This window comes from Stutzerimonas stutzeri (genome assembly GCF_019090095.1).
In the GTDB taxonomy this organism is placed as follows: Bacteria; Pseudomonadota; Gammaproteobacteria; order Pseudomonadales; family Pseudomonadaceae; genus Stutzerimonas; species Stutzerimonas stutzeri_AN.
The window spans coordinates 56,896-82,817 of the sequence record NZ_JAGQFP010000001.1; the positions used below are offsets into that span (position 1 = coordinate 56,896).

Annotated in this window: 7 protein-coding genes; 5 read left to right on the forward strand and 2 right to left on the reverse strand. The window is 67.5% G+C overall.

The features are described 5' to 3' along the window. Nucleotides 1–48: 48 nt before the first annotated feature. Together KVO92_RS00230 and KVO92_RS00235 are read right to left on the reverse strand one after the other, a co-directional pair. Nucleotides 49–816 (reverse strand): ATP-binding cassette domain-containing protein, encoded by a 768-nt coding sequence (locus tag KVO92_RS00230; protein WP_217473664.1) that lies wholly within the window; start codon nucleotides 814–816, stop codon nucleotides 49–51. Nucleotides 817–1,066: 250 nt separating this feature from the next. Further along, a complete protein-coding gene (locus KVO92_RS00235) occupies nucleotides 1,067–1,603 on the reverse strand; it encodes an RNA polymerase factor sigma-70 (RefSeq protein WP_217473665.1) in 537 nt (178 codons plus the stop codon). Nucleotides 1,604–1,958: 355 nt separating this feature from the next. Between KVO92_RS00235 and KVO92_RS00240 the strand changes: the two genes are divergently transcribed. From KVO92_RS00240 to KVO92_RS00260, 5 genes are all read left to right on the forward strand, one after another. Then, entirely contained in the window at nucleotides 1,959–2,177 is a 219-nt protein-coding gene (locus tag KVO92_RS00240) for an MbtH family protein (RefSeq protein ID WP_217473666.1), read from the forward strand. After that, nucleotides 2,174–2,911 (forward strand): thioesterase II family protein, encoded by a 738-nt coding sequence (locus KVO92_RS00245; RefSeq protein ID WP_423836216.1) that lies wholly within the window; start codon nucleotides 2,174–2,176, stop codon nucleotides 2,909–2,911. Before KVO92_RS00240 ends, KVO92_RS00245 begins: the two co-directional genes overlap by 4 nt. A 12-nt stretch (nucleotides 2,912–2,923) precedes the next feature. After that, complete coding sequence (locus KVO92_RS00250; RefSeq protein ID WP_423836217.1) at nucleotides 2,924–3,901, forward strand: TauD/TfdA family dioxygenase; 978 nt, start codon at nucleotides 2,924–2,926, stop codon at nucleotides 3,899–3,901. 62 nt (nucleotides 3,902–3,963) lie between these two features. Further along, the gene (locus KVO92_RS00255; RefSeq protein WP_217473669.1) at nucleotides 3,964–16,761 is read left to right on the forward strand and encodes a non-ribosomal peptide synthase/polyketide synthase; all 12,798 of its coding nucleotides are present in this window, start codon (nucleotides 3,964–3,966) and stop codon (nucleotides 16,759–16,761) included. Beyond that, complete coding sequence (locus KVO92_RS00260) at nucleotides 16,761–25,877, forward strand: non-ribosomal peptide synthetase (RefSeq protein ID WP_217473671.1); 9,117 nt, start codon at nucleotides 16,761–16,763, stop codon at nucleotides 25,875–25,877. The genes KVO92_RS00255 and KVO92_RS00260 overlap by 1 nt, the downstream gene beginning before the upstream one ends. The last annotated feature ends 45 nt before the right edge of the window (nucleotides 25,878–25,922 follow it).

The following is a 25,922-nucleotide window of genomic DNA, read 5'->3' on the forward strand; positions in this document are numbered from 1 at the left end:
CACGCCGGCTCGATCTGCAGGGCAGGGCGCTGTGGTGACATGCCCCGCTCAGTGCACGTAGCAGATCGGCGACCCGTCCGCTGGATTGGCCAGCACACCCATGGAAATGCCGTAGATGCGCTCCAGGGTTTCACCGTGCATGAGCTCGGCTGGATTGCCTTGAGCCAGCAGCCGGCCGCTGTGTAACGCCAGCAGATCATCACAGTAGCGCGCCGCCATGTTGATATCGTGCAGCACCACCAGTACGCCGAGACCGAGCTCGCGGCTGAGGTCCTGGACACGCGACAGGACTTCCACCTGGTGGGCGATATCCAGCGCCGAGGTGGGCTCATCCAGCAGGAGGTAGCGTGTGTTCTGCGCCAGCAACATGGCCAGCCAGACGCGCTGGCGTTCGCCACCGGACAACTGATCCACCAGCCGGTCGGCGAAGGCGCTGGTGTCGGTCAGTTCGAGCGCGCGTTGCACCTGGGCGCGGTCCTCGCTGGTGAAGCGTCCCAGTGCGCCATGCCAGGGATAGCGGCCGAAACCTACCAGTTCCCGAACGGTCAGCCCATCGGTCTGTGGCAGCTGCTGCGGCAGGTATGCGACCTGCTGGGCGAAGTCGCGTTGGCTCCAGTCCGACAAGGCTTTGCCGTCGAGGCGAATAAGCCCGGCGCTGGGCAATTGCTGGCGGGCCAGCAGCTTGATGAGCGTGGACTTGCCGGAGCCGTTGTGACCGATCAGGCCGACCATGCGCCCGGACGGAATGCTCAGGCTCAGGGGATGCAAGAGCGTGCGCTCGGGAATGCTGAAGCTGACGCTGTCCAGTTCGAACATGGGGTCCATCCGCCGGAAATTTTCGGGAAGCCGTAAAGCCTAATTCAAATGGTAATGGTTATCAATTTTGCAGCTGCTATCGGAGTTTCCCGATAAGACACCGCCAAGAAAGTGGATAAGACGATCTGAATTGCACGATGCCCGTGGGAGCGGTCTTGACCGCGAAGAGTGGTCGATGCCGTTCCGTCAAGCGGCGTGCGACCGCGAGCCCGCATCCGCTCGGCTTCGACCGTCGCCTTTGCGGTTGGCCTTAGCGGTCCTTTCGCTCGAGCTTCTGAAGGGCTTGCCGGCAATGGATCAGCGTGTCGCGCACCATGAAGTTGACCAGCGTTGGCGAGACCCCCAGTTCAGCCGCGATCGCACTCTGCGTTTTCCCTTGCAAGCGGTACATCTCGAAGGCGTAGCGGGTGCGTTCCGGCAGCTGCGCGAGGGCTTCGGAGAGTGCTTCCAGCGTCTGCCTGCTTTCGTGGAGGCCCTCCGGAGAGGCCCCTGAGGCACAGACGTAGAGTCCTTCTTCCTCGCTGCCCGAATAGCGCTTTTCCAGCGCCTGTCGGCGATAGCGGTCAATGGCCAGGTTGCGCACCACGCGCAGCAGATAACTGATCTGCGAGGTTGGGCCGGGAATCGCAGCAGTCCCACGCAGCTTCAGATACGCATCGTGCACCACGTCTTCGGCATGGCTGCGACACCCGAGAATGCGCGCGGCGGCATTGATGAAGGTCTGCCTGTTCGTGACGAACATGTCATTCAGGGCCGGGTGCTGCTCTGCTGAAATTGTTTTAGGCATGTGAGTTTTCCTGTACGACGCGAAGGCGGACGTCCATATGGCTTGGACTGTCCTGGGGCAGCCGAGCGTGCTACCCGCTCAGCCTGGCCCACCTGTACTGGCTCGAAGGCGAGTCAATCTAGTCCAAATGATAATACTTATCAATTCGTTCGGTGCGACGTTTGCAGCTTTCTGCTCAATGGAGGCGCTCGTCGGACTCTCGTATCAACCACATGTTCCGTTGAAATGAGAATAAATCGCATACGCGAAGTCTAACTATTCAGCTCACTCCTTCGTCTTCATCGGAAAGCGGCCAACAGGTGCTCGGTCACCGTGCCGCCCGATCAACCGCCCCGCGGGGCGAAGGAGAGTAGAGATGGCATTCGATCGCGAAGACGCGCTGTTCAAAGTCCTGGTCAACCACGAAGAGCAGTACTCCCTCTGGCCGGACTACAAAGCGGTTCCGGCCGGCTGGCGGGAGACCGGCCAACGCGGCAGCAAGGCGGAGTGCCTGGCCTACGTCGATCGTGAGTGGACCGACATGCGGCCGCTGAGCCTGCGCCAGGCAATGGACGAACAAGCGGCGGGGCAGTGACGATGGTCGCTCGCCTGCGTCTGTTCTGCCTGCCGTATTCCGGCGCCAGTGCGATGGTCTATGCACGTTGGCGCCGGTCCCTGCCGGAGTGGGTCGAGGTGGTTCCACTGGAGCTGCCTGGCCGTGGCCGGCGCTTCAACGAGCCGCTGCAGACCGACCTGCTCGGCCTGGCCGACCAACTCGCCGGCGAGCTGGAAGAGCGGCTGGACCTGCCTTATGCGCTGTTCGGCCATAGCCTCGGCGGCCTGCTGGTCTTCGAATTGGCGCACGCATTCCGCCAGCGCGGCCTGCCGGCACCGCAGGCGTTGTTCGTCTCGGCTGCACCGGCGCCGTCGCGCCGCGAAAACCATATCGAGCTGGCGGTGGAGCAGAGCGATGCCCAGCTGCTGCAGCGCCTGCGCAGCCTTGGCGGCACGCCCGAGGCGGTATTCGCTGACGAGGAAATGCTGCGTCTGACCCTCCCGGTGCTGCGCGCCGACTTCCTGCTGTGTGGCCGTTACCGCTATTACCGCCGTGCACTGCTGGCCTGTCCGACCCATGTATTCGGTGGCAAGGCCGATCGGGTCTCGGTGGACGCGCTGGCTGCCTGGCAGGACGAAACCGCCGAAGGCTTCTCGTTGGAGATGCTCGAGGGCGATCACTTCTTCATCAATGCCTGCGAGGCGCGCCTGCTCGAACTGATGCTCGGCAAGCTGCGTCAGCGCGGGCGCGATCTCCAGGCCCTCTGGGCCTGAATGGAGAGCTCGATGGCACTGTTTTCCATCCAACCCCTGGCCGAAGCACCTGATGGGCTGCCGCTGTTGGTCCAGGCCGAGGGCGAGGTCGACCTGCTGGACGCCCAGGCTGCATTGCGTGGGCTGACCGATGAACATCTCGAACGCTGCGGCGGTGTACTGCTGCGCGGTTTTCGCGTTGGCGAGGCGGAACGCTTCCGCGCTTTCGCCGCCGGCTTTGGCGATCCATTGCTCAACTACGAGTTCGGCTCGACGCCGCGCAGCAACGTTACCGCTGGCGTCTACACCTCCACCGAGTACCCACCGCACCAGCATATTCCTCTGCACAACGAGCAGGCCTACACCCGCGAATGGCCGATGCGTATCTGGTTCTACTGCGTGCAAGCCGCGCAGAGCGGTGGCGAGACGCCTATCGCCGACAGTCGGGTGATCTACCGCCAGGTCGGCGAGGCGATCCGCCAGCGCTTCGCCGAGCGCGGGCTGATGTACGTGCGCAACTTCGGCAATGGCCTGGATGTGGCCTGGGAACAGGTGTTCAACAGCGACGACCGCGCCGTGGTCGAGGCCTATTGCCGCGCCCACCGCATCGAGTGCGAGTGGAAGGACGACGGCGAGCTGCGTACCCGCCAACGCTGCCAGGCGGTTGCGCGCCATCCGCGCACCGGTGAGTGGGTGTGGTTCAACCAGGCGCACCTGTTCCATGTCTCCAACCTGCCGGAGGAGGTGCGCGAGAGTCTGCTGGAGATCGTCGATGAGGAAGATCTGCCGCGCAACGTCTACTACGGCGACGGCAGCCCCATCGAGGAATCCCTGCTCGACGACATCCGCGGCGTGCTGGCCGAGGCCACGGTGAGCTTTCCCTGGTACAGCGGCGACGTGCTGATGCTCGACAACATGCTCACCGCCCACGCCCGTGCGCCGTTCAGTGGGCCGCGCAAGGTCATCGTTGCCATGGCGCAAGGCCACGGACTTGACCATCCCAAGGCCTGAGGGCCGCGATTTTCCAATTTCTCGGTGGGTGCCAGACACCCGCCGCGTTTCAAGGTGATGCCATGAACGATCGTTACGACGCTGCCGCCAACCTGGTCGAGGTGCTGTGCCAGCGCGCCGCCGAAACGCCACACGATATCGCCCTGCGCTTCATTGCCGAAGGGGTCGACGAACCGCTGACGTATCGCGCACTGGACGAGCGCGCCCGGGAGATGGCCGTCTGGTTGCTGCAACATGGCCGGCCCGGCGACCGCGCCGTGTTGCTGTTGCACAGCAGCACGGAATACGTGACGGCCTTCTTCGCCTGCCTCTATGCCGGCATCATCGCGGTGCCGGCCTATCCGCCGGAATCGGTGCGCCCCCAGCACCTGGCGCGTTTGCGGGCGATCCTCGACGACGCCGAGCCCAGCCTGGTCCTCACCGACTCCAGCCTTCTCGATGGCCTGCGTCCGGCTTGCCAGCGCACTGCCGGTGCCTCGCCGCAGCTGCTCGCGGTCGACCAGACGCCCACCGGCCTCGCGCCGGAATGGGGGATGCCGGAACTGAGCGATACGCACATCGCCTTCCTGCAATACACCTCCGGCTCGACCTCGACGCCCAAGGGCGTACAGGTCAGCCATGGCAACCTGCTGGCCAACGAGCGGTTGATCCGCCATGGGCTGGACATGCGGGCCGACGACGTGATGGTCAGCTGGCTGCCGCTGTTTCATGACATGGGCCTGATCGGCGGCCTGCTGCAGCCGATCTACAGCGGTATTCCCTGTGTACTGATGTCACCGCGCTACTTCCTCGAGCGTCCGCGGCGCTGGCTGGAAGCGATTTCGCGCTATGGCGGCACGGTGAGCGGCGGCCCGGACTTCGCCTTCCGGCTGTGCTGCGAGCGCATCCGTGAGTCGGCGATGGACGGCCTCGACCTGAGCAGCTGGCGGCTGGCGTTCTCCGGTTCCGAACCGATCCGCCCCGATACCCTGGAGCGTTTCGCCAGCACCTTGGCCCCGGTGGGGTTCGATCCGAACGCGCTCTACGCGTCCTACGGCCTCGCCGAAGCGACGCTGTTCGTCGCCGGCGGCCTGCGCGGCAAGGGCATCCGTCTGATGGCCGTGGATCCGACGGCGCTGGCCGCCAATCAAGGCCGTCCCGGCCAGGGCACCACCCTGGTCAGTTGCGGGCGTCCGCAACCGGGCCACGACGTGCAGCTGGTCGACCCGGTCAGCGGTGAGACGGTGGCGCCGGGTGGCGTCGGTGAAATCTGGAGCAGCGGTCCGAGTGTGGCGCTGGGCTACTGGCGCAACCCCGAGGCCAGCGCACAGGTGTTCATCGAACGCGACGGCCGCACCTGGCTGCGCACCGGCGATCTGGGCTTCCTGTACAACGATGAGCTGTACGTGACCGGCCGGCTCAAGGACATGATCATCGTCCGCGGCCAGAACCTTTACCCGCAGGATATTGAGCGCTGCGTGGAAGAGGAGGTGGACGTGGTGCGCAAGGGTCGCGTGTCGGCCTTCGCCGTTGAGCACAATGGTCGTGAAGGCATCGGCATCGCCGCCGAGGTCGGTCGCAGCGTGCGCAAGCTGGTGCCAGCCGCCACGCTGATCAAGGCGATCAGCGCCGCCCTGGCGGAAACCTTCCAGGAAGCGCCGCTGGTGGTGGCGTTGCTGGAGCCGGGCGCATTGCCGAAGACCTCCAGCGGCAAGTTGCAGCGCTCCGCCTGCCGACACAAATTGGCCGACGGTACCCTCGATGCCTATGCCGTACAGCGCGCCGGGGAGTCTTCGGTCGCTGATCCGGCGACTGCCACCGTGGCACCGCTGAATGAGGCCGAGCAGGCCATGGCCGCGCTCTGGTGCGAGGTGCTGCAGGTGCCGCAGGTCGCTCGCGACGACCACTTCTTCGCCCTCGGCGGCGACTCGATCCGCGCCACCCAACTGCTGGCTCGCCTACGGGAACGCCAGGGACATGCGGTGGACATGCGGCTGTTGTTCGAAGCGCCCGAACTGGGCACGTTCGTCGCGGCCCTGGCCAACCACACGGCATCCGCTGGAGCACCGCGCAACGTGCCCCGCCTGGCGCGGGCGGATCTGTTGCCCCTGTCACCGGCCCAGCGCCGTCTGTGGTTTCTCTGGAAGCTGGAGCCGCACAGCCCGCTCTATCACATCGCCGGCAGCCTGACCCTGTGTGGCGAGCTGGATCGCCCCGCGTTGCGACAGGCATTCGCCGATCTGCTCGTGCGCCACGAAACCCTGCGCAGCCGCTTCATCGAAAGCGCCGACGGTGAGGTCCAGCTGCGACTCGCCGAGCCTGGCGCGGTGCCCTTCAGCGATATCGACCTGAGCGCCCAGCCGGATACCGCCGAGGCCGATGCGGCCGGTTTCGCCGCCGAGCCCTTCGATCTGGCCAGCGGCCCGCTACTGCGCCTGCGTTTGCAACGCCTGGGTGAAGGTCGACAGACGCTGCTGCTATGCGTGCACCACATCGTCGCGGACGGGGCCTCGCTGAATCTGCTGCTGGAGGAGTTCGCCGCCTGCTATGCGGCGCGCCTGCAAGACCGCTTCGCCACGCTGCCGGCACTCGAGGTCCAGTACCTCGACATCGCCGCCGCTCAACAGCAGGCCCTGGACGCCGGGGAGGGCGCACGTCTGCTGGATTGGTGGCGTGCGCATCTGGGCGACGAGCATTCACCGCTGGAGCTGCCTTACGCCTTGGCCAGTACTCACAAGGCGGGGCGCAGCGCCGGTTTCGTCCAACAGCGCCTCGATGACCGCCTCGCTGCCGAGCTGCGCGGCCTTGCCCAGCGTCATGGCGTCACCCTGGCCATGCTCCTGCTGGCCGCCTTCAACCTGCTGCTGCAGCGCTTCACCGGCCAGCACGACCTGCGCGTCGGGCTCACCCAGGCCGGCCGCGACGGGCTTGCCAGCGAGCGGCTGGTGGGCTTCTTCGTCAACCTGCTGGTGATGCGCAGTGACCTGTCGGCCAACCCGAGCCTGGCCGGGCTGCTGCGCCAGGTACGGGACGGCTTGCTCGAGGCCCAGGCGCACCAGGGCCTGCCGTTCGAGCAACTGGTCGAAGCCTTGCAGCCCGAGCGTAGCCATGGCCGGCATCCGTTGTGCCAGGTGGCCTATGACTACCAGGTGCGCACCGATCCCAGCCTGCCGGGCCTGGCCGTGGAAAGCCTGCGGCAGATCGACCTGGAAACCCCTTTCGACCTGGTCCTGCGCGTTCGCGAGAGCCGCGATGGCATCGAGCTGAGCGTCTGCTACGCCGCCGAACGCTATGCCAGTGAGGGTGTGGCGCGCATGGTCGAGCAGTTCCTTGCGCTGCTGCGCGCCTTGCCAACCCAGCCCGCCGACGCGTCGTTGGAGGCCAGCGCCTGGCTCGATGCCACGCTGTGGCGTGCCGATGCGCCGGCCCAGAAGGTCGCCTTCGAACCCCTGGCCGCGTGTATTGCCGCCCAGGCTGCCGAGCGTCCTCAAGCCGTGGCGGTGCTGGATGACGACCGCGAGCTGAGCTTCGCCGAGCTGGATGCACGGGCCAACCGCCTGGCCCAGGCGCTTGTGGCGGCAGGCGTCGGTCCGGAAGCGCGCGTCGGTGTGGCCCTGTCGCGTGGAGTGGATATCCCGTTGGCACTGCTGGCCGTGATGAAGGCCGGCGGCGCCTATGTGCCGCTGGACCTGGACTACCCGCACGAGCGCCTGAGCTGGCTGATGCAGGACGCCGGCATCGGCTGGCTGATCAGTCTCAGCACCCTGGCCGAGCGCCTGCCCACAACCGAAAATGTGCAACGCCTGGACCTCGACTGTCTCGATTGGTCCGCCTGGCCAAGCGCTTGCCCACCCTCGCGGGTGCATCCGGCCAACCTGGCCTACCTGATCTACACCTCCGGCTCCACCGGCCAGCCCAAGGGCGTGGCGGTGGCCCATGGCGAGATCGCCGCGCATTGCCGTGCCATCGGCCAGCGCTATGCCATGAGCCCAGCCGATCGCGAGCTGATCTTCATGTCGTTCGCCTTCGACGGTGCTCACGAGCGCTGGCTCACCGCGTTGTCTCATGGCGCCAGCCTGCTGGTGCGCGGCGAGGCGCTGTGGACGCCGGAAGAAACCCTCGAACGCCTCAAGCGCCATCAGGTCACGGTCACCGCTCTGCCACCGGCCTACCTGCAGCAACTGGCCGAGCAGGCGGCGCGCCTCGGCCATGCGCCGGGCATGCGCATCTACTGCTTCGGCGGGGATGCCGTGCCTGAAGCGGCCTTCGAGCTGGCACGACGCAGTCTCAAGGCCGAGCATCTGATCAATGGCTACGGGCCGACCGAGACGGTGGTCACGCCACTGTTGTGGAAAGCCGATACCAGCGCTCGCTGCGGCGCAGCCTATGCACCCATCGGCGAGGCGGTCGGCGCCCGTGCGCTGTACGTGCTCGACGAACACATGCAACCGCTGCCGCGCGGCGTGGCCGGCGAGCTGTACATCGGCGGCGAGTTGCTGGCGCGCGGTTATCACCGGCGGCCCGGGATGACTGCCGAGCGCTTCGTCGCCGATCCGTTCGGCGCGGCCGGTGGCCGTCTCTACCGCACCGGCGACCGGGTGCGTTGGCGTGAAGACGGGGTGATGGACTACCTCGGCCGGGTCGACCAGCAGGTGAAGATCCGTGGCTTTCGTATCGAGCCGGGCGAGATCGAAGCGCGCCTGCGCGCGCTGGACGGCGTGCGCGAGGCGGCGGTGGTCTGCCGCGACGGCGCGGGCGGCCGCCGGCTGGTGGCCTACGTGGCGCCGGTGCAGCCGATCGATACGCTGAAGGCGGCGCTGCGTGAGCAGTTGCCGGAGTACATGGTGCCGGCGCAGATCCTCGGCCTGGAGCGCCTGCCGCTGAACGCCAACGGCAAGATCGACCGCAAGGCGCTGCCCGAGGTCGCGGAGGTTGCAGCCGACCACTATGTCGCTCCACGCGATGGGCTGGAGCATCAGCTCGCTGACTTGTGGGCCGGTTTGTTGGAGGTGCCACGGGTCAGCCGCGAAGACGATTTCTTCGAGCTCGGTGGCCATTCGCTGTTGGCGACCCGACTGGTGTCGCGGATTCGTCGCGACCTCGACCTGGATTGCCCGCTGCAGGTGATCTTCGAGGCGTCACGGCTGGATGCCTTCGCCGCCCGTGTCGCGGCCCTCGATGGCCGCGCTGGTCGGCCGCCGCTGCGTGCGCTGCCGCGCAACGGCGCCTTGCCGCTGTCGCCGGCGCAGAGCCGCCTGTGGTTCTTCTGGCAAATGGAGCCGCAGAGTGCCGCCTACAACGTGCCGGGCGCACTGCGCCTGCGTGGCCCGCTGGATGAAGCTGCATTGCGCCAGGCCTTCGCTGCGCTGGTGGAGCGCCACGAAACCCTGCGCACTACCTTCGACGAGCGCGACGGCGAGCCGTGCCAGATCATCCATCCCCATTTGGAACTGCCCCTGGCACGCCTGGACCTGTCGACTCGACAAGACGCCGAGGCCCAGGCGCGCCGCCTGGCCGAGGAGGAGGCCGCACGCCCGTTCGATCTGCGCGACGGCCCACTGCTGCGCCTGACCTTGCTGCGCCTGGCCGACGACGACCATGTGCTGCTGTTGACCCTGCATCACATCGTCTCCGACGGCTGGTCGATCCGTGTACTCATGGATGAATTCGCGGCGCTCTACCGTGCCGCCCTCGACGGTGTCGACGCACCATTGCCCGCGCTGCCGGTGCAATACGCCGACTACGCGCAGTGGCAGCGAGCCCTGCTCGCCGGTGGCGAAGGCGAGCGGCAGTTGACCTGGTGGGTGAAGCAACTCGGCCGCGACAACCCGGTGCTGGCCCTTGCTACCGACCGCCCGCGTCCGGCCCAGCAGAGCTACCGCGGTGGCAGCCTCGGCTTCGAGCTGGATGCCGAGCTCAGCGAACGCCTCAGAACCCTGGCACGGAGCCAGGACGTCACGCTGTTCATGCTGTTGCTGAGCGCCTACGGCGTGCTGCTGCGCAGTTGGAGCGGCCAGGACGACCTGCGCGTTGCCGTGCCGGTCGCCAACCGTCAGCAACTGGAAACCGAAGGGCTGATCGGTTTCTTCGTCAACACGCAGGTTTATCCCTGCCGGATCGACCCGCAGGGATCTTTCGCCGATCTGCTGGCCAGCCTCAAACCCCTGGCCCTCGGTGCCCAGGCGCATCAGGATCTGCCGTTCGAGCAACTGGTCGAGGCGCTGCAACCCGAGCGCAGCCTGGCCTGGAACCCGCTGGCGCAGGTCAAGTTCAACTTCGGTTTCGACGTCAGCACCTTGCCGGCCGCCGGTGCGCTACGCCTGGAACTGTTCAGCGAGGAGCAGTACGGCGCGCGCTTCGATCTTGCCCTGGACATGGCCGAAGCCAGTGATGACGGCCGTCTGCGCGGCAGTTTCGTATTTGCCCGCGATCTGTTCGATGCCAGCACTGTGGCGCGCATCGCGACAGTCTTCGCCTGGCAACTCGAGCAACTCTGTGCCCGGCCGTTCGAACCGCTGGCACGCCTGGCCCCGGCGCCGGCGGGGGCCCGTTCGCAGCTGGCCGGCGAACGTCATCCGTGGCCCGCGGCCGACGTCCTGCAACTCTTTGCTCGCCACCGCGCTACGCACCCGGATGCGGTAGCGGTCGAGGCCTGGGATGGTCGCTACCGTTATGCCGAGCTGGACGCCGCTGCCAACCGCCTGGCCCAAGCGCTGCGGGCCGAGGGACTGGGGCCTGGCGAACGGGTCGCGCTCTGCCAGGTCCGTGGCGCGCGTTGGGTGCTGATGCTGTTGGGCATCCTCAAGAGCGGCGCCGCCTACGTACCGCTGGATCCGGCGCTGCCGGCCGCGCGGCTGCAAGGATTGCTTGCCGAGAGCGGGGCGCGGCGGGTGCTGGTGGGCGATGCCGAGGTCGCTGCGATCTTCGGAAATGCCGCGCGGCGGGTGGATGCCGAGGGGCCGCAGGACTTCCTGGCCGATGCCCCGGCCGATGCGCCGGCCGTGACCATCGCCCCGGCCAGCCCGGCCTACGTGATCTTCACTTCCGGCTCCACCGGCCAGCCCAAGGGCGTGGTAGTCAGCCATGCAGCCCTGGCCAATTACGTGCAGGGAGTGCTGACGCGCCTGGACGGCCAGCCCGGCGAGGGCTGGGCGCTGGTGTCGTCGGTCGCGGCCGATCTCGGCCATACCAGCCTGTTCGGTGCCCTGTGCAGCGGCGGGCGGCTGTGCCTGGCGAGTGCCGACGAAGTGGCCGATGCCGAGCGTTTCGCCGCCTTCATGCAAGGGCGCGCGGTGGACGTACTGAAAATTGTCCCGAGCCATCTTGCCGGCCTGCTGGCCGCCGCGCCGCAACCGGCCAGCGTATTGCCGCGTCGCTTGCTGATCGTCGGTGGCGAGGCCACCAGCGCGCCCCTGTTGGCCCGTCTGCGTGAGCTGTCACCGGCGCTGCGGCTGGTCAACCACTACGGCCCGAGCGAAACCACGGTCGGCGTGCTGACCCGCGAATGGCGTGCCGGTGATGCACTGCCGGACGGCAGCCTGGCGATCGGCCGGCCGCTGCCCAATGTCCAAGTGCGGGTTGTCGATGCGCAGCTCGCCAGCGTGCCGCTGGGCGTGCCGGGCGAATTGCTGATTGCCGGTGCCGGGCTGGCCGAGGGTTATCTCGGTCAGCCGGCGCTGACGGCCGAGCGCTTCGTCGAGCTGGACGGCGAACGCCACTACCGCAGCGGTGACCGCGTCCGGCTGCGCGCCGACGGCGAAATCGAATTTCTCGGTCGTCTCGACGAGCAAGTGAAGATCCGCGGATACCGGGTCGAGCCTGCGGAGCTGGCCCAGGTCCTCAAGCGTTTGCCGGGCGTGCGTGATGCACAGGTGTTGGCCGAACGTGAGGGCGACGGCCCGATGCGCCTGCTGGCCTGGTGTGTGGCCGACGGCGATGCCGAAACGCTGCGCCAGGCCTTGGCCGCCGAGGTACCCGAATACCTGCTGCCGGCGCACCTGATGCTGCTGCCGGCGCTGCCGCTGACCGCCAATGGCAAGGTCGACCGCCAGGCGCTGCCGCGCCCGGGTGCTGTTGCTACCCCTCATGACGAGCAACCGCTGAGCGAGCTGGAAGGGCAACTGGCAGCGATCTGGCAGGCCGTGCTCAAGGTCGAGCGGGTGGGCGCCGAGGACAACTTCTTCGAGCTGGGTGGCGACTCGATCCTCAGCCTGCAGATCATCGCGCGTATCCGCAAACTGGGCTTCAAGCTCAGTCCCAAACAGCTGTTCGAGCGGCAGACCGTGCGTCAGCTGGCGCAATGGCTGGAGGCCCGTGCCGTGCCGACGGCCGTTGCGACGCCGGCCGTCGCACCCTTCAGCAGCGAAGCGCCGCTGGCGCCGGTGCAGGCACGCTTCTTCGAGCGGGTGCCGACCGCGCTGCGCAATCACTGGAACCAGGCGGTGCTGCTGGAGCCCCTTGAGCCGCTCGATCTCGATGCCCTCGACCGCGCCCTTCACGCATTGCTGGAGCGTCATCCGGCACTGCGTTTGCGGCAGGACGGCGACAGCCCGCGCCTGCGCATCGCCGAGCTCGGCGCGCTCGACTTGACCTTGCTCTGGCGCCGTCGTGCTGCCGACCAGCAGACGCTCGAACGCTTGTGCGACGAGGCCCAGCGTAGCCTCGATCTGCGCCAGGGTCCGCTGCTGCGCGCCATGCACGTCAGGCTGGAGCAGGGCGGCGAACGCCTGCTGCTGGTGATTCACCACCTGGCCGTGGATGGGGTGTCCTGGCGGATCCTGCTGGATGACCTGCACCGCGCTTATCGCGCCGCCCGTGCCGGCCAGCCCATTGCATTGCCAGTCGAAGGCGACAGCCATGCCGCCTGGGCCGCCCGTCAGCAGGCGCTGGCGACGAGCCCGGCACTGGCCGCCGAATTGCCATATTGGCAGGCGCAACTGGCCGACGCTCCGCGCATCCCGCAAGCCGTGCCCGATGCACCGGCCACCTGGCGCGAAGCGCAGCAGCGTCGCCTGAGCCTGGACGCTTCCACCACCGCCGAGCTGCTCGGTCCGGTCCTGGCCGCTCAGCGCCTGCGCATCAACGACCTGCTGTTGACCGCTGTGGGTCGCGCGCTGTGCGACTGGACCGGCGCCGACGAGGCGCTGCTGGAAGTGGAAGGCCATGGCCGCGATGCCTTCGACGACAGCGAGCCACTGGATTTGTCGGCTGCGGTCGGTTGGTTCACCTGTCTCTACCCCTTGCGCTTGCGCCCGAGCGGCGAGCCCGGTGCGGTGCTGCGTGCGGTGAAAGAAGCGCTGCGTGCGGTACCGCGCGGCGGTATCGGCTATGGCGTGCTGCGCTACCTGAGTGGCCATGCGCAGGTGCTGAAAGCCGCGGGCCAGCCCCGTGTCACCTTCAACTACCTCGGCCAGTTCGACCAGCAGTTCGGCGCCGAGGCGACACTACGTCCGGCCAGCGAGTCCGCCGGTCGCAGCCAGCCGGACAATGCGCCCCTGGGCAACTGGCTGGTGATCAACGGCCGCGTAATCGGGGGTCGTCTGGAGCTGGAGCTGACCTACAGCCGCGCCATGTTCACTGGCGAGGCCATCGACGCGCTGGTCCAGGGCCTGGAGCAATCACTCCTCGGGCTGTTGACTCACGTGCGGGAGGCGGCGCCGCGTCTTTCGCCAAGCGACGTGCCGTTGGCCGGGCTGGACCAGGCCGCGCTGGACGGCCTCGCGCTGCCCGTAGCCAATCTGGATGATCTCTATCCGCTGTCGCCGATGCAGCAAGGGCTGCTGTTCCATGCCCTCGATGTGCCGGGCACGGGGCTTTACGTCAACCAGCTGCGCGTGGATCTGGACGGGCTCGATGCGTCGCGCTTCATCGCTGCCTGGCAACGCGTGGTTGCCCGTCACGCCGCGCTGCGCACCGGTTTCCTGATGACCGAGGGCGGCGCACCCTTGCAGTTCGTGCTGCGCCAGGCCGAGCTGTCGGTACGCGAACATGACTGGCGCGAGCGCGGCTTCGATCCGGCGGCAGCAGATGCCCTGGCCGAAGCCGAGCGCGCCGAGGGCTTCGACCTGGCCGCGCCGCCGCTACAGCGTGTGGCCCTGGTGCGATTGGGCGAGCGCCGCTACCACCTGATCTGGACCTGCCACCACCTGATCGCCGACGGCTGGAGCAGCGCGCGGCAGATCGGCGAGGTGCTGGCGCTCTACCGGGGCGAATCGCTGCCGGCGCAGGCCGGCCAGTACCGCGACTACATCGCCTGGCTGCAGGCCCAGGATGCTGCCGCCGGCGAGCGCTTCTGGCGCGAGCGGCTGGCCGGCTTCGAGGAGCCGACCCTGCTGGCCGGCGCGCTGAGTCAGGGAGCCGAAGAGCCCGCGCGTGAGGTCAGCAGCCGCCTGGATGCCGACGCGACCCGTCGCTTGCAACAGTTCGCCCAGGCCCAGCGCGTGACGCTCAATACGTTGCTGCAAGGTGCCTGGCTGCTGCTTTTGCAGCGCTACACCGGGCAGACGCGACCCTGTTTCGGTGCCACCGTCGCTGGCCGCCCGGCCGGATTGCCGACGGCGGAAAGCCTGCTCGGGCTGTTCATCAACACCTTGCCCATCGTCCATCCGGTCGAGCCGGAGCAGGGTGTTGGCGACTGGCTGCGCGACCTGCAAGCGCTGAACCTGGATGCACGCGAGTTCGAACACAGCCCGCTGCACGACATACAGCGTTGGGCCGGCAAGCCGGGGCAGGCGTTGTTCGACAGCATCCTGGTGTTCGAGAACTTCCCGATGGACGCCGTCCTGGCGGGCGGTGGCGATGATCTGACCGTGCTGAACCAGAAACCGCTGGAAAGCACCCACTTCGCCCTGGCCCTGGTGGCCAGCGCCGGCGAGTGTCTGGATGTGCGCTACGCCTACCGGGCAGACCGCCTGGCGGCGAGCCAGGTGGAGCGCGTGCGCGAGCACTTCGAGCGCTTGCTGCTGGCTCTGGTCGACGACGCGGGCCGCTGTTTGGCCGAGCTACCGATGCTGGCAGCGCCCGAGTGCGAGCAGTTGCTGCACGGTTGGAATGCCACCGAGGCAGCGTTCCCTGATGCCGTCCAATTGCAAACGCTGCTGGAACAACAGGCCGCGCGCCAGCCGGATGCCCTGGCCTTGCAATTCGGCGCACAGCGCCTGAGCTACCGCGCGCTGCACAGCCGCGCCAACCGTCTGGCCCGCTGGCTGCGCGGACAGGGCGTGGGGCCGGATGTCCTGGTCGGCGTAGCCGCCGAGCGCTCCGTCGAACTGGTGGTGGCGCTCTTGGCCATCGTCAAGGCCGGCGGCGCTTACGTGCCGATGGACCCGGATTACCCGCGAGAGCGCCTGGAACACATGCTGGCCGACAGCGGCGTGACGCTGCTGCTGACCCAGGCGCATCTGTGCGAGGCGTTGCCTGAGTCGAGTGCTCGACTGTTCTGCCTCGACCGCGACTGGCCGCAGGTGGAAACGCTGGATGACAGCGACCTGCCACCCCTCGGCACGCCGCAAAACCTGGCCTACCTGATCTACACCTCGGGTTCGACCGGCAAGCCGAAAGGCGCCGGCAACAGCCACGCGGCGCTGATCAACCGCCTGCACTGGATGCAGAAGGAGTACGGCCTGACTTCGGCTGATCGAGTCCTGCAAAAGACTCCGTTCAGCTTCGACGTCTCGGTCTGGGAATTCTTCTGGCCGTTGCTGACCGGTGCGGCGCTGGTGGTGGCGGAACCCGGTGCGCATCGCGATCCCCTGGCCCTGCGCCAGGTGATCAATGCGGGCGAGGTCAGCGTGCTGCACTTCGTACCGTCGATGCTGCAGGCCTTCGTCGCCTCCGGCGAGCTGGATCAGTGCCCGTCGCTCAAGCAGGTGATGTGCAGCGGCGAGGCGCTGCCCTACGAACTGCAACAGCAGTTCCGCCAGCGTCATCCGGCCAAGCTGCACAACCTCTACGGCCCGACCGAGGCGGCCATCGACGTCAGCTACTGGGCTTGCGACGAGGAAAACCCGCGGCACATCGTTCCGATTGGCCGGCCCATCGACAACCTCAAGCTGTACATCCTCGACGCCTGGCTGGAGCCAGTGCCGCAAGGTGTAGCCGGTGAGCTGTACATCGGCGGCGTGGGCCTGGCGCGGGGTTATCACGCCCGGCCGGGGCTGACCGCCGAGCGTTTCGTCGCGGATCCATTCGGCGAAGGCGGGCGGCTCTATCGCAGCGGCGACCTGGCGCGCTGGCGCGAGGACGGCGCTATCGAGTACGTCGGGCGCATCGACCATCAGGTGAAGATCCGCGGACTGCGCATCGAACTGGGCGAGATCGAGGCCTGCTTGCAGGCCCATCCGCACGTCGAAGAAGCGGTAGTAGTGGCGTCTGACACGCCGCAGGGCAAGCAACTGGTGGGCTATGCCGTGGCCAGCTGCGACGGCGACCTGCTGCGCCAGGCACTGGCCGAGCAGTTGCCGGACTACATGGTGCCGACGCGCATTCTGGTGCTGGAGGCCATGCCGCTGTCGCCCAACGGCAAGCTGGACCGCAAGGCGCTGCCGGAGCCGGAGTTCGGCTCCACGGCAGCGGGCTACGTCGCCCCACGCAACGATCTGGAGCGTGAGCTGGCGGCGATCTGGGCACAGGTGCTGCAGGTCGAGCGGGTCGGGATCACCGACGACTTCTTCGCGCTCGGTGGGCATTCGTTGCTGCTGACCCAGGTCGGCATGACGCTGCGCAACCGCCTGGGCGTCACGCTGCCGTTGCACCGCCTGTTCGAATTGAATTCCATCCAGGCGCTGGCCGCCCATCTGCAGGCGCAACAGGACAGTGCGCCGCCGGAGAACGCCGAACTGGACCTGATGGATGAGTTGCTGGGCGAGCTGGAGAACTTCTGATGACGATGCTGGACGCGCAAACCGCACAACTGCGCACAATTGCCGAGCGCCTGAGTGCGCTCCCGGAAGAGCGACAGCTGACCTTCCTGCGTCAGTTGCGGGAAAAGGGGGTGAGCCTGGAGCGCTTGCCCATCGGCCGCCAACCCTGTGATCGCGCGCCGTTGTCGCCGGCGCAGAGCCGTCTGTGGTTCCTCTGGCAGATGGAGCCGGACAGCGCCGCCTACAACATCCCGGCGGCGGTGCGCCTGCGCGGCGCACTGGACAGAGCGGCCCTGCGCCGTGCGTTCGAGGCGCTGGTGGCGCGGCATGAGAGCCTGCGCACGCTGTTTCGCGACGAGGGCGGTGAGCCGGTCCAGGTGATCCTGCCCACGCTGCCGTTGGCGCTGGTCGAGCAGGACCTGTCGGCGCTGCCACTTGCGCAGCGTGAGGCCAGCGCCGGTGAGCGCCTGGCACAGTCCGCTCGGCAGCCGTTCGATCTTGCCGAAGGCCCGTTGCTACGGCTCGACCTGCTGCGTCTGGACACCGACCATCACCTCCTGCTGCTGACCCTGCACCACATCATCTCCGACGGTTGGTCCATGGGCGTGCTGATCGACGAGTTCGCCAGCCTTTACAGCGCATTTGCCGAGGGCCGCGAGGCCGATCTCGCTCCGCTGCCGATCCAGTACGCCGACCATGCCCGCTGGCAGCGTTTGTGGATGGCCGCGGGCGAGGAGCAACGCCAGCTCGACTACTGGACCCGGCGCATCGGCGATCCGGCGTTGCTGTTGACCCTGCCCAGCGATCGCCCACGTCCACCCGTGCAAAGCTACCGGGGCGCCGCGCAGAACTTCGAGCTACCGGCGCCGCTGGTGAACGGCTTGCGCAGCCTGGCACGCAGCCAGGGGGCGAGCCTGTTCATGGTGCTGCTAGCGGCCTTTGACGTGCTGCTGATGCGTTACAGCGGCCAGCGCGAGCTGCGCGTCGGCGTGCCGGTGGCCAACCGCGGCCGCGCCGAGTGCGAGCGGCTGGTGGGCTTCTTCGTCAATACCCAGGTCCTGTGCAGCGAAATCGACGAGCGCGCCTCGTTCGCCCAGTTGCTCGGCGAGGTGCGCCAGGCCGTGCTGGATGCCCAGGCGCATCAGGAGCTGCCCTTCGAGCGGCTGGTGGACGCGCTACAACCGGAGCGCAGCCTGAGCCACAACCCCTTGTTTCAGGTGGCCTGCAACCATCTGCCGAGCGCTCGCGACGCGCTGCGCGAGTTGCCCGGTGTCGGAGGCGATCGGCTGACGCTGGAGAGCCTGACGCTGGACGCCGGCATCGCCAAGTTCGACCTGATGTTGCAGACCGAGGAGGGCCGTGACGGGCAGGTGCGCGGTCAGCTCGTGTACGCCACCGACCTGTTCGATGCCACGACCATCGAGCGTCTCTGTGGACACTTTCTCAACCTGATGCACGCGTTGGTGGCCGATCCGCAGCAGTCGGTGGGGCAGCTACCGATGCTGGCAGAAGCTGAGCGCACGCAGCTGCTGCAGGGCTGGAATGCCACCGAGGCAGCGTTCCCCGATGCCGTTCAATTGCAAACGCTGCTGGAACAACAGGCCTCGCGTAGCCTGGATGCCCTGGCCTTGCAATTCGGCGCACAGCGCCTGAGCTACCGCGCGCTGCACAGCCGCGCCAACCGTCTGGCACGCTGGCTGCGCGGGCAAGGCGTGGGGCCGGATGTGCTGGTCGGCGTGGCCGCCGAGCGCTCCGTCGAACTGGTGGTGGCGCTCCTGGCCATCGTCAAGGCCGGCGGCGCCTACGTGCCGATGGACCCGGATTACCCGCGCGAACGTCTGGAACACATGCTCGCCGACAGCGGCGTGACGCTGCTGCTGACCCAGGCACATCTGCGCGACACGCTGCCGGCCTCGAATGCCCGAACGTTCTGCCTGGATCGCGACTGGTCGGACGTAGAGGCGCTGGACGACAGCGACCTGCCGACCCTCGGCACGCCGCAGAACCTGGCCTATCTGATCTACACCTCCGGTTCCACCGGCAAGCCGAAAGGCGCCGGCAACAGCCGCGCGGCGCTGATCAACCGTCTGCACTGGATGCAGAAGGAGTACGGCCTGACATCGGCTGATCGGGTCCTGCAAAAGACCCCGTTCAGCTTCGACGTCTCGGTGTGGGAGTTCTTCTGGCCGTTGCTGACCGGTGCGGCGCTGGTGGTGGCCGAACCCGGGGCGCATCGCGATCCCTTGGCGCTGCGTGAAGTGATCAACGCGGGCGAGGTCAGCGTGCTCCACTTCGTACCGTCGATGCTGCAAGCCTTCGTCGCCTCCGGCGAGCTGGAGCTGTGCCCATCGCTCAAGCAGGTGATGTGCAGCGGCGAGGCGTTGCCCTACGAGCTGCAACAGCAGTTCCGCCAGCGTCATCCGGCCAAGCTGCACAACCTCTACGGCCCGACCGAGGCGGCCATCGACGTCAGCTACTGGGCTTGCGACGAGGAAAACCCGCGGCACATCGTTCCGATTGGCCGGCCCATCGACAACCTGCGGCTGTACATCCTCGACGCCTGGCTGGAGCCAGTGCCGCAAGGTGTAGCCGGTGAGCTGTACATCGGCGGCGTGGGCTTGGCGCGGGGCTATCACGCCCGGCCGGGGCTGACCGCCGAGCGCTTCGTCGCTGATCCGTTCGGCGAAGGCGGGCGGCTCTATCGCACCGGCGACCTGGCGCGCTGGCGCGAGGATGGCGCCATCGAATACGTCGGCCGTATCGACCATCAGGTGAAGATCCGCGGGCTGCGCATCGAACTGGGCGAGATCGAGGCCCGCTTGCAGGCCCATCCGCAGGTGGAAGAAGCGGTGGTGGTGGCGCGAGACACGCCGCAGGGCAAGCAACTGGTGGGCTACGCCGTGGCCAGCTGCGACGGCGACCTGCTGCGCCAGGCCCTGGCCGAGCAGTTGCCGGACTACATGGTGCCGACGCGCATTCTGGTGCTGGAGGCCATGCCGCTGTCACCCAACGGCAAGCTGGACCGCAAGGCGCTGCCGGAACCCGATCTCACCCAGCCGCAGGCCGATTACCAGGCCCCGGCGACGGCGCGCGAAGCCTTGTTGGCGGAGATCTGGCAGAGCGTGCTGGGCGTGCAGCGGGTCGGCCGCGAAGACAACTTCTTCGAGCTGGGCGGTGACTCCATCGTCTCCATCCAGGTGGTCAGTCGCGCCCGCCAGGCAGGATTGCAACTCAGCCCCAAGGACATGTTCCAGCATCAGACCCTGCGCGCGCTGGCGGCGGTTGTGCGGGACGCCGCGGTGCAAGACGTGCAGGGGTCGGAGCAGGGTGAAACGCCGCTCCTGCCGATTCAGAGGGCATTCCTCGCCACGCCGATGCCGCGCCGCGCTCATTGGAACCAGGCGCTGCTGCTGGAGCCCCGCGAAACGCTCGATCCTCGACGGTTGGCCGAAGCCTTGACAGCACTGGTCGCTCATCACGATGCCCTGCGCCTGCGTTTCGCCGCCGATGGTCGTCACGCCGTGCACGCCGAGCAGCCCGATGCCGACCTGCTCTGGCTGCGTGAGGCGGCGGACGCCAGCGAGCTGCAAAGCCACTGTCACGCCGCTCAGACCAGCCTCGACCTGGCGCGTGGCCCGTTGCTGCGCGTCGTGCTGGTGGGCATGGCCGACGGCAGCCAACGGCTGTTGCTGGCGATCCATCATCTGGTGGTTGATGGCGTGTCCTGGCGCATCCTGCTGGAAGATCTGCAGGCGCTCTACCGGAACCAACCCCTGGCGCCGCGCAGCAGTTCGTTCAAGCGCTGGGCGCAGCACCTGGGTGAACGGGCCGGCAGCGAGGAACTGGCGGCGGAACGGGCTTACTGGCGTGCTCAACTGGATGGCACCGTTGCGACGCTGCCCGATGCCCGCACTGACGCCCGCCTGGTCGAGCGGGAGGCGCATACGCTGCGTCTGGAGCTGGACGAAGCCAATACCCGCGCATTACTGCAACAAGCCCCCGCGGCCTACCGCACCCAGGTCAACGACCTGCTGCTGACGGCTCTGGCCCGTGCCTTGTGCGCCTGGACCGGAGCCGACAGCGCCTCGCTGTTGCTGGAAGGACACGGCCGCGAAACCCTGTCCGAGGACATCGACCTGAGCCGCACGGTGGGTTGGTTCACCAGCCTCTATCCGGTGCGTTTGCATGCCGCTGGCGAGCCGGCTGCGGCGATCAAGTCGGTCAAGGAGCAGCTGCGCGCGGTGCCGCGTCGTGGTCTCGGCTACGGTTTGCTGCGTCACCTCGGCGAAGGGCTGGACGATCTGCACGAGCCGCGGGTGACCTTCAACTACCTCGGCCAGTTCGATGCCAGTTTCGGCGACGACGCGCTGCTGCGTCCGGCCAGCGAAAGCGCCGGGCCGAACCGCGATGGCGAGGCGCCGCTGGGCAACTGGCTGAGTGTCGACGGGCAGGTATTCGATGCCCGCCTGGGCCTGCGCTTCACCTTCAGCCGAGAGATGTTCGAGGTCGCGACGATCGAGCAATTGGCCCGCCGCTATCTCGACGAGCTGCGCGCATTGATCGCGCATTGCCTCGACGGCGAGGCGGGCGGGGTGACGCCGTCGGACTTCCCGCTGGCCGGCATCGACCAGGCGCAACTCGATGGGCTCGAGTTGCCAGCAGTACAGATCGAGGACCTCTATCCGCTGTCGCCGATGCAGCAAGGCATGCTGTTCCATGCCCTCGACAACCCGGGTTCGGGGCTCTACGTGAACCAGATCAGCGTGGTGGTGGAGCATCTCGACCCGTCGCGCCTGCAAGCCGCCTGGGCTCAGGTGGTAGCACGCCACGAAACCCTGCGCAGCGGCTTGCTCTGGCAGGGCGGTCTGCGCCAGCCGCTGCAAGTGGTACACCGCCAGGTGCCGGCCGAAATACGGGTGATCGAGGGCGAAACGGACGTCGTCGCCTTTGCCGAACGCGACCGTGCCGAAGGCTTCGATCTCGCCCAGCCACCCTTGCAGCGCATGAGCCTGCTGGCGTTGGGCGATGGCCGCTGGCAACTGATCTGGACCATGCATCACCTGCTGACGGACGGTTGGAGCGGAGCGCAGCTGATCAAGGAGGTTCTGCAGGTCTATGCCGGCGAGTCCTTGCCGTCACCGATTGCCCGCTACGCCGATTACATCGCCTGGCTACAGCGCCAAGATGGGGTCGCCGCCGAGGCCTTCTGGCGTGAGCAACTGGCTGGGCTGGATGAGCCAACCTTGCTCGCAGACTGCTTGCCCCGTCCGGCCGAGGGCAGCGGCCACGGCGTCACCTACAGCCATTACGACACGGCCGCCACCGAACGCCTGCGGGCTTTCGCCCGCCGCGAGCGAGTGACACTCAACACGCTGTTGCAGGCGGCCTGGCTACTGCTGCTACAGCGCTACACCGGCAAGCGCCGAGTGGCTTTCGGCGCCACGGTCGCCGGCCGGCCGACGAATCTGCCCGGTGCCGAGGGGTTGCTGGGGCTGTTCATCAACACCCTGCCGGTGGTCCAGGCGCCGGCGGCGCAGGCCGAACTCGGCGACTGGCTGCGCGAGCTGCAGGCATACAACGTCGAAGTCCGCGAGTACGAGTACACACCGCTGTACGACATTCAGCGCTGGGCCGGGCACAGTGGCCAGGCGCTGTTCGACAGCATCATCGTGTTCGAGAACTATCCGGTCGACGAGGCGCTCAAGCAAGGCGGCGGCACAGGCCCGCGCTTCGGCGAGCTGGTATCCAAGGATGTCACCAGCGTGCCGATGGACCTGGCGATACGGCTCGGTGATGGCCTGGAAATCGAGTACCAGTACCTGCGCAGCCACTTCACGGACGAGGCGGCGTTGCGTATTCGCGCCAATCTGGAACAGATCCTCGCCTCGATGCTGGAGGGCGGCGACCGGTGCATCGCCGATCTGGCTTGCTTGAGTGTGGCCGAGCTGGACGCCCAGGCGCGCTTGCACGGCCAGGCGCCGGCCGTCGAGAGCTTCGAGCCGGTGCACCTTGCGATTGCCCGGCATAACCGCGAGCGACCGGACGCGTGCGTGCTCATCAGCGAAGGCGTGCGCCTCGATCGCAAGGCACTGGAGGAAGGCTCCAACCGCCTGGCGCGGCGCCTGATGGCGCTTGGCGTCGGCCCCGAGGTGCGTGTCGGTGTGGCCCTGCCACGCGGCGTCGAGCTGCCCTTGGCGCTGCTGGCAGTGCTCAAGGCCGGTGGCGCCTATGTGCCGCTGGATGCCGACTACCCACGCGAGCGCCTGGCCTTCCAGATGCAGGATGCCGGTATCGCCCTGTTGCTTACCGACAGCCGTCTGCGCGACCGTTTGCCCCTGCCCGAGGGCGTCGCTTGCCTGGAACTGGACGGGCTCGAGTTGTCTGGCGAGCGCGCCGAACTGCCACAGGTGTCGTTGCAGCCGGGCAACCTGGCCTACCTCATCTACACCTCCGGCTCCACCGGCCAGCCCAAGGGCGTGGCGGTGGCCCATGGCGAGATCGCCATGCATTGCCGTGCCATTGGCGAGCGCTATGGGATGGGGCCGAGCGACCGCGAGCTGATCTTCATGTCGTTCGCCTTCGACGGTGCCCATGAACGCTGGCTGACCGCGCTCAGCCACGGCGGTAGCCTGCTGATCCGCGGCGATGCGCTGTGGGCGCCTGATCAAACCCTGGAGCAGTTGCGCGAGCATGCGGTGACCGTCGCCGCGTTTCCGCCGGTCTACCTTCAGCAGTTGGCCGATCAGGCGGCGCGAGGCGGGCATGCGCCGAGCATGCGGATCTACTGCTTCGGCGGCGATGCGGTGGCCGAAGCCGCCTTCGAACTGGCCCGTCACAACCTGCGTGCCGAGCACCTGATCAACGGCTATGGGCCGACCGAAACCGTGGTCACGCCCTTGCTCTGGAAGGCCGACGCTACGACCCGCTGCGAGGCGACCTACGCCCCGATCGGCACGGCGGTCGGCTCGCGACGGCTGTACATCCTCGACGAAGAACTGCGCCCGGTGCCCCTGGGTGTGGCTGGCGAGCTGTATATCGGCGGCGGTGGCCTGGCGCGTGGCTACCACCAGCGTGCGGCGCTGACTGCCGAGCGTTTCGTCGCCGATCCATTCGGCGAGCCGGGTGGCCGCATGTACCGCACCGGTGACCTCGTGCGCGGTCGCTCCGACGGGGTCGTCGAGTATGTCGGGCGTATCGATCATCAGGTGAAGATCCGCGGCTTCCGTATCGAGCTGGGCGAGATCGAAGCCCGCCTGCAAGCCCATCCGCAGGTGCGGGAGGCCGTGGTGGTCGCCCGTGATGGAGCGAGCGGCAAGCAGCTGATCGGCTACGTGGTTGGTGACGTCGATGGCGACACCTTGCGCAGCTATCTGCGCACGCAGCTGCCGGATTACATGGTGCCGGCGCAGATCCTGGCGTTGCAGTGCCTGCCGTTGTCTCCGGCCGGCAAAGTCGACCGCAAGGCGCTACCCGAACCGAGCTGGGAAGGCACCGGCTATGTTGCGCCGCGCAACGACGCCGAACGGATGCTGGCGGCGATCTGGGCGCAGGTGCTGCAGGTCGAGCGGGTCGGTATCCACGATAACTTCTTCGACCTGGGCGGTGACTCGATCCTCAGCCTGCAGGTGGTGTCCCAGGTGCGCCAGGGCGGCGATCCGGCGCTGGACATTCGCCTGCGTGATCTCCTCCAGTACCAGACCATCGCCGCGCTGCTGGAACGCCGCGACGCACAGCCCGCCCTCGCGGCCGAACAATTCGCTGCATCGGCGGTACAGGATGGCGACAGCTTCGGCCTGCTGCCGATCCAGCAATGGCTGTTCGAACAGGGCCTGCAAGAGCCTGACCACTTCAACCAGTCGGTGCTGCTGGCGTGCCGGCAGCCGCTGGACTGCGCGCGGCTCGAAGCGGCGCTGCGCGCGGTCCTGAGTGAGCACGGCAGCTTGCGTCTGGCGTTCCAGCGGGGCGCGGACGGTCAGTGGCGCCAGCGTCAGCAGAACATGGACGCGCTCCGGCTGGATGAGGATCCGCTGCTGTGGGTTCGGCCGGCGGCCGACTCCGCGGCGATGGTGGCCATCGCCAATCAGGCCCAGCGCAGCCTGTCCCTCGCCGATGGGCGCCTGTTGCGGGCGGTCTATAGCGAACGGGCCGACGGCAGCCGGCGCCTGCTGCTGGTCGCGCATCACCTGGGCGTTGACGGGGTGTCCTGGCGCATCCTGCTGGAGGAGCTGCAACAGACCTACCGGCGCCTGTGCGAAGGGCAGGCAGCGAGCTTTCCTGCACCAAGCTGCAGCTACCAGGCGTGGGCCGATGGCTTGCGCGGCTATGCCGGGCATCCCCGCCTGGCGGCGGAACTGCCTTACTGGCTGGCACAGACCGAGCCGGCTGGATTGGTCGATCTGCCGCGTGACAACCCGCGTGGTCACGCCCGGGTGGCGTACCGCGAGCAGGTGCAGTGGAGCCTTGCGCCGGAGCAGACCGAGCGACTGCTGAAGGTCGCACCGGAGGCCTATCGGACGCAGATCAACGATCTGCTGCTGACCGCCCTGGGCCGCACGCTGTGCCGCTGGAGCGACAGCGCCTCGGTGCTGGTCGGCATGGAAGGTCATGGTCGTGAGGACCTGTTCGATGATCTGGATCACAGCCGCACCCTGGGTTGGTTCACCAGCCTGTTCCCGCTGCGCCTGACACCGGGCGAGGGCGGTTACGCCGAGGCGATTCCGGCGGTCCGTGATCAGCTGCGCGCCTTGCCGCAGAGGGGCATCGGCTACGGCGTGCTGCGTTATCTGGGTGACGAGTCGACACGTCGACGCCTGGCGGAGCGGGCGCAGCCGCAGGTCATCTTCAACTATCTGGGGCAGTTCGATCAGGGCTTCGACGACCAGGCGCTGTTCGCGCCGGTGCAGGAAAGCGCCGGCGATGCCTACGCCGCCAGCGCGCCGCTGAATGCCTGGCTGGAGATCGTTGGCCAGGTCTATGAGGGGCGATTGAGCCTGCGCTGTGTGTTCAGCCGGCGCCTCTATCGCCGTTCGACCATCGAGCGGCTGATGGCCGGGCTGCAGGAAGAGCTGCAGGCGGTGATCGAGCATTGCTGCGCGACGCACGGTGAACGCCAGGAACAGGCGTGCCTGCCCGCATGAACCATTCATCAATCAACTATCCAGGGCTGGTCCGGCGACATGCCG

What these genes read in the sequence shown, in the direction of transcription:
- KVO92_RS00260 (WP_217473671.1), top strand. Translation starts at nt 16,761, where the DNA reads ATGACGATGCTGGACGCGCAAACCGCACAACTGCGCACAATTGCCGAG.
- KVO92_RS00235 (WP_217473665.1), bottom strand. Translation starts at nt 1,603, where the DNA reads ATGCCTAAAACAATTTCAGCAGAGCAGCACCCGGCCCTGAATGACATG.
- KVO92_RS00255 (WP_217473669.1), top strand. Translation starts at nt 3,964, where the DNA reads ATGAACGATCGTTACGACGCTGCCGCCAACCTGGTCGAGGTGCTGTGC.
- KVO92_RS00230 (WP_217473664.1), bottom strand. Translation starts at nt 816, where the DNA reads ATGTTCGAACTGGACAGCGTCAGCTTCAGCATTCCCGAGCGCACGCTC.
- KVO92_RS00250 (WP_423836217.1), top strand. Translation starts at nt 2,924, where the DNA reads ATGGCACTGTTTTCCATCCAACCCCTGGCCGAAGCACCTGATGGGCTG.
- KVO92_RS00240 (WP_217473666.1), top strand. Translation starts at nt 1,959, where the DNA reads ATGGCATTCGATCGCGAAGACGCGCTGTTCAAAGTCCTGGTCAACCAC.